This is a genomic window from Spirosoma spitsbergense DSM 19989 (assembly GCF_000374085.1).
GTDB classification, from domain to species: Bacteria; Bacteroidota; Bacteroidia; order Cytophagales; family Spirosomataceae; genus Spirosoma; species Spirosoma spitsbergense.
Window position 1 is genome coordinate 1 of record NZ_KB893464.1, and the last position, 6,139, is coordinate 6,139.

Genomic DNA, 6,139 nt, shown 5'->3' on the forward strand with positions numbered 1-6,139 from the left:
AGTGAGCCATGAGCGGAAATAGAAGCTGCGAGCAAAACTACAAAATTTGTGTCACCTTATTTTATCAGCATTCCTAAAGCAGACTTAGAAAATTCCGTTGGGACGAAGCAACAGAAAAACCAGTGCGGTGAACCAGACGCTGATCCAGGGATTCAACCCCAGCCGATACGTGCGAATGAAGTGCTGACCAATCAGTAGGGCGTATCCGGTCAGGACGAAGGCTGACACGTTGGCTACCTGACCCACTTTGATAAACAGCCCCCCAATCAACAGGCTCATACCCAGATGCCCGCTGTAATCCAGTACAGTTTCGAGAAAATGACCGGGCTTAAATACGCGTGCATAGAGCGTTGTACTAATCAGCTGACTGGCAACTAAAGCGGTTACTGGCTCAAAAGCCTGATTTATAGTGGAGAACAGTACCCCCGAAATGCCCAGTACTAGCAGGATAAATGGCAGTCGGTAATTCAGCCGGAAATCGGGTTGCAGGTCCAGTAGTTGCCACCGCCCCGGAGCGGACGTAACTATGATACGCCGGTTGTAAGAAATAAAAGCGTATATTCTTTGCAAGGCGACTCGCACCCACCCGAACGAGAGGAGCTTTTTAAGTTGCTGACTGTGCTGCCCAATGGCACATAGCCAGGTATCAATGCCATAGAGCGTTTTGCCCCCGTCGAGGTCAATCATGGGGATCTCATGCCGGGCGCGTTGCTGGTCTAGCCGGTTTATTAATTCTCTGTCCGTCAGTTTGTCATTGCTTATCCGACTCAGGCAACCGCTAGGGTCGGTGGCAACCAGGCCCTTCGTGTATACACGACACATCGGGCAACTGGCATCGTAAATGAGTAGCTTTCTCACGATTCTAATCTGTTTAAAATTTCAGAAACTATTGAAATTAAGGTATAAAAAAAAGTTAACGAAATACTTTCAGGAACTGCCCCATTAGCCAGTTTTCCTCCGCTTTGATGACCGCGTTGAGCGTGCTGTCAGCAAAACCTACCACGTTGCCTAAACCGGCTATAACGCGCAGAAACTCCTGTGCTTCCGGTGTATCGGGAGGGATAGCCTTCAACTCATTCAGCACCTCAACAACGGGCGTAATTTCCCGGCGACGGCGTTCTTTCGCTACCTGCCGGGCCACTTTCCAAATGTCTTTCTCGGCGTAGAAGAACTCACGTCGTTCACCTGGTTTTAGCTGCTTGTATATCAGACCCCAATCCATCAGGTCGCGGAGATTCATACTGGCATTACCGCGCGAAATCTGTAACTGCTCCATAATATCCTCCGTAGCCAGTGATTCGGGGGCAATAAGCAGCAGCGCGTGTAGTTGCGCCATGGAGCGGTTGATGCCCCATTGCGAGGCCAGCGTGCCCCAGGTATGGATAAATTTATCTTTTGCTTCGTCGAAGGTCATGAGGCAAAACTACACGACTATTTTGAATTTTCAAAATATTTTGAAAGGAATGATTTTTAATGTTATAAGAGATTAGCGTAGCCCCTGAATTTCCAGTATTGCGTTTGGATCAGGACACAACTTCAGAAACCGTTCCCGATCGACTAAGGAGCAAACGCCGGGAAAGTCACCTTTCTGGCCCAGCATGTCCGTCATGAGTTGAAAATGAAGGTGCGGGGGCCAGTCCCCATTTTCGGGGTAGGGACCGATTTCGGCCAACTTTTCTCCCGCGCTTATTTTTTTTCCTTCCTGCAACCCTTCCAGCGATTGGCGGGTCAGGTGACCGTAGAGACTGTAAAGTGGTTTGCCATTCAGCTCATGTTCCAGAATAATGGTAGGGCCGTAGTCACCAAAATTCGCGTTGTCCTGAAAACTATGTACGACACCTTCCAATGGGGCGAAAACGGGCGTTCCGGCTTCCGCCCATAAATCGATGCCTAGGTGAATTTCGCGCGGTCCATCGTCTGATTCGTTAAAATGCTGACTCCGGCGGTAAATAGTTCGGTGTTCGTTATAGCCTCCTACGCCCACTTTCGCACCGGCTGCCCTCAATTTACCGAATACGTATTCCGTAAAAATAGCGGTATTGGTTAGGTTGAGCGTTGTCAGGTCAGAATTACTAGCCGAGAAGTCAAGTGTGAGGTACGGTTCTTTCTGGAAATCAAACGGAAGAAGCATTTGGAGTATGTAAGTACAGTAACAAACGTATGAACAGTAAATAAACGATAAGCACCATCACTTTTTTCAAAGCTACCAATAGCTTGACTTTAGCCTTTTAGAAGAAGCCCGCTGGGCTTTGGTATGTAGATTTGAGTCGCTAAACTTAGATCTATATGCCTACGCTTCCCAGCGAGTTTCTGACTGTAATACTACCCTACGCCAGTCTGTTTTGCAAGCGTGTTTTCGTTCACGTTCAACTCTTGATGGCTGGGGCTGTTCTCGTTCCGGGTAAGCGGACCATCAGTTCGGTGCTTCGAATCGTAGGTCTGCATCAGGAAAAAGCGTTTCATAACCGGGCCGCCGGTGCGGTATCATCGAGTATTAAGCCATGTCCAATGGTCGGCACTTGCAGCAAGCCGCCTTTTATTGAATCAACTTCTATTAGTATTCATTGGCCAACAGCCTGTAGTGGTAGGCATTGATGAAACCCTGGAACGACGCTGGGGAGCACAGATAAAAGCCCGTGGTATTTACAGAGATGCCGTTCGAAGTAGTGATAGTCACTTTGTTAAATGTAGTGGATTACGATGGATCAGCGTGATGCTGCTAACCAAAGTGAGTTGGGCAAATCGGGTATGGGCGTTGCCTTTTTTGACGGCTTTGGCACCCTCAGAACGCTATTACGATGATAAACTGCGGGCTCACAAGAAACTCACCGATTGGGCGCGTCAATTGCTCTTGCAGCTTAAACGGTGGGTAGGTGATCGCCAGGTAGTTGCAGTCGGTGATAATAGTTATGCCGTCATTGATTTGTTAAACGCCTTGCAGGGGAAGGTAAGCCTGATTAGTCGGTTGCGCCTAGATGCTGCCCTGTATGAGCCCGTGCCGATATCACCCCCCGGCCAGCGCGGTCGTAAGCGGCTTAAGGGAGCCCGCTTGCCCACGCTATTCAAGGTTGCAGATGACCAATCGAAGACTTGGCAGAAGCTTGAAGTTGCCGATTGGTATGGTGGTCAATCCCAAACAGTAGACTACGTTACTGGCACTGCCTTATGGTATCACACGGGCAAAAAGCCCGTAGCAATCAGGTGGGTATTGATCCGGCCGGAGAACAAGCTGACAGGTTTGGTCAGCAACGATCCAGGTTTGAGAGCGGATGAAATGATCGGTTATTTTGTGCGTTGGTGCCGGGCCGTCGTTACGGTCGATTGAAACAACGTTTGCTTTAATACGAGCGCATCTGGGCGTAGAAACCCAGCGGCAATGGAGTGATCTGTCTATCGGTCGTACAACACCGGTGTTACTGGGTTTATTTTCACTGGTTACCCTGATAGCTAACTCGCTCCAACAACAAGCCTTATTGACTTGTCAGATGAGTAGTTGGTACGTAAAAAAGGAACTTACTTTCAGTGATGCACTGGCGAGCGTAAGGCGGTATTTGTGGCAAGAAATGAATTTTTGCACATCTAAAAAAGACGTAGTACACGTAAAAATGAGTCAACAGCAGTACCAACTATGGCAGAACGCCTTAGCTTGGGCTGCATAAAGCTAAAGTCAAGAATAGAACCTGTTTAAATTTACTGCTCTGGGCTAAAAACGGCTTTACCACTTTCAGTGATTTGTGGGTGTTCAATCCGGCTCCTTAACGAGCGAACCTTGTGGCTTTGGGATGTTGCCACGATTGATTGCCGATGATAACCTAACGCACCAGATTGCTGAGGAACTGTTTATCCGTGTACTAATCGTATAAACCCACCGCCGACACCTGATGCAGAAATTAGGTGTCAAGAGCGCAGTGGACACGGTTAAGTTTGCGATAAAACGTGGGCAGGTGTCCTGAGCGGTACTATAATCTGATGGCGTACGCCTGATTCTGTCTCTATTGTCCAGGTTCCCCTCAGAGCGTCAACACGGGATGCCACGTTATGCAAACCCTGGCCCTCTTTCTGATGATTCTGTAAGCCGGTTCCATTATCACCTACCGTCAGTTGCAGGGCATCATTTGTTAGGGTTATGTTTATAAAGCATTGGGTGGCCCAGGCATGTTTGACGGTGTTGTTGAGCAACTCCAGACAGATGCTGTATAACTCGAACTCGGTTTGCCGATCCAGTCGGGGGAGCGTGTCAGCTCCGCTCAACCGAAACCGCACAGGTGTATTTCGGTTCAGTTTATCCACCATGATGCGGAGAGCCGCGGCTAAGCCCTGTTTGGCCAGTTCATTAGGCAGCAGATTGTGGGATAATAGCCGTACATCGGTATAGGCCTGACTCATTTGCTGATCAATGGTTGCCAGAACGGTTTTCTCCACGGAGGTCAGCTTAGATTTATCCATGGACTCCAGAGTCCAGCGCAGGGCCGTCAGGGTAGTACCCAGGTTATCATGGAGATCGGCTGCTACACGTTGGCGTTCAAGGGTTTGCCCCTGCAACAAAGCGGCTTTCAGTTCGGCATTTTGGCCCAGCAGAGTTTGCTCCTTTTCCTGAGAGAGTTGTTGAACTTCAACCAGTTTTTGCTGCAATGATTTTCGGTTATGTTCAAATTGAGTGGCTAAATAATAGATAATGGCAAACGGTGGAGCTAATATTCCGATGTTGTATAAGGTATTGGTTACGATTGCATTGTACGAGGGTAGGTTTAATAGCACGATTGATAAGGTTAAAAGGACTACGTATGTCGCTTCTCCCAGGGTGATAATCAGAGCGGCCTTATCCCCTTTTTTGTACGCTTGCCATGTGACGCGACAAATTTCAACTGTTACTAAACCAGACATCCCAACTACTCCAGGTACCCAGCCCCATTGATAGGGGCGAAACATCATAGGCAAACTGACGACAAAAAATACAACGATGAATGTGTACCAAGTCCCCTTTTTGACCTTGAATAAATGAAGGAAGGCATGGAAGTAAATAAACAAAATAACAGGGTATAGAGGAGCGAAAATAAGCGAGATAGTATTCCGAATTGCCAAATCGTTAATATGAAATGTAATAGCACTTACTGAGTAAGTGATAGCTGTTAAAAAACTCCAGATGCTGAAATATAAGTTTGATTTTTGAGCTGAATAATAACTGTACAACCAGAGGTGTAAAAATGCGAATAATAAAAATACACCTGCTTTAAAATAACCTAAATAAAGACCAGTGCTGTTAATGTGGTGTGATCGATTATAGACCCGAAGGCTTGATTCAATTGTAGCGATCTTCAGTTGGAGAACAGGGTTTTCAAAATAGAATTGCTGAATTAAAAATAAATCAGCTTTGGCAAATCGAACACAAAGGAATTGGTCAGGTGTCATCGAGAAAGGCAAAGCAATAGGCTCACCCATAGGGTCATAACCGCGTACCTCCGCAGGAATTGTTGATATATGTCCCACCTTACTGATCAATTCCCCATTCAGAAAAAACTGGGATGCTCCTGTTTGTTTGACCGACAGGGCAACGGTTTTACCTCGTAGCGTTGAATCGACGTTCAGGTGCAGTCGCAGCCAGAAAATAGGGACATTGTCCAGTTGTTTCAGGCTCATAATATCCTTCACTGGATTAATAGTCTCCCACTGGCTATCCTTAAAATCGGGTCTGGCCCAGTTTTGATTATCACCCGCATGGAATTTCCAGCCCTTATCCAGTAAAATACCCGTAGCGGGCGGCAAACTATCGACACGAAAAACAGTCTGCTGAGCCAGGGTAACAAAACCCGTATGCAGCAGAAAAAAAACAAGTAGCCATTTAGTCATGCGAACGCAGGGTTTGAGTTTCTAACAACCGCCTTTTTCTGCTCATTTCCAAGTATATCGCCACAAAATCATGGTAAACCATGAGAAACGGGTACGGATCGACTGGCTAATTTTGGTTCAGCAATGCCGCCATCAGGATTTCCAATACGACTATGAAACAGGTGCATTTCAAAACTACCTGCCTTAAGTTGACTTAGTCGTTGTCAACTAAATTTAGGCGGTCTCTGACCAATTGCCAGCGGCCACTCTTAGCCGCTACCCGTAAGTTGAGCATCGCTTGCGCCCCATCATC

6 protein-coding genes are annotated in these 6,139 nt (G+C 47.2%); 1 reads left to right on the forward strand and 5 read right to left on the reverse strand.

The genetic code is table 11. The features are described 5' to 3' along the window. Positions 1–84: 84 nt before the first annotated feature. From B157_RS0109295 to B157_RS39300, 4 genes are all read right to left on the reverse strand, one after another. Complete coding sequence (locus B157_RS0109295) at positions 85–858, reverse strand: thiol-disulfide oxidoreductase DCC family protein (protein WP_157618356.1); 774 nt, start codon at positions 856–858, stop codon at positions 85–87. Positions 859–913: 55 nt separating this feature from the next. Beyond that, the gene (locus B157_RS0109300) at positions 914–1,414 is read right to left on the reverse strand and encodes a GbsR/MarR family transcriptional regulator (protein ID WP_020603069.1); all 501 of its coding nucleotides are present in this window, start codon (positions 1,412–1,414) and stop codon (positions 914–916) included. A gap of 72 nt (positions 1,415–1,486) precedes the next feature. Next, positions 1,487–2,131, reverse strand: coding sequence for a peptidoglycan DD-metalloendopeptidase family protein (locus B157_RS0109305; protein ID WP_020603070.1), 645 nt, complete (start codon positions 2,129–2,131; stop codon positions 1,487–1,489). Positions 2,132–2,322: 191 nt separating this feature from the next. After that, positions 2,323–2,463 carry a hypothetical protein gene (locus B157_RS39300; RefSeq protein ID WP_020603071.1) on the reverse strand — a complete coding sequence of 47 codons (141 nt, stop codon included), beginning with the start codon at positions 2,461–2,463 and terminating at the stop codon, positions 2,323–2,325. 13 nt (positions 2,464–2,476) lie between these two features. Between B157_RS39300 and B157_RS37365 the strand changes: the two genes are divergently transcribed. Then, positions 2,477–3,325, forward strand: coding sequence for an IS701 family transposase (locus B157_RS37365; protein WP_020603072.1), 849 nt, complete (start codon positions 2,477–2,479; stop codon positions 3,323–3,325). A gap of 593 nt (positions 3,326–3,918) precedes the next feature. Here B157_RS37365 and B157_RS36750 read toward each other — a convergent pair. After that, positions 3,919–5,637, reverse strand: coding sequence for a sensor histidine kinase (locus tag B157_RS36750; protein ID WP_169521699.1), 1,719 nt, complete (start codon positions 5,635–5,637; stop codon positions 3,919–3,921). Between the last annotated feature and the right edge of the window lie 502 nt (positions 5,638–6,139).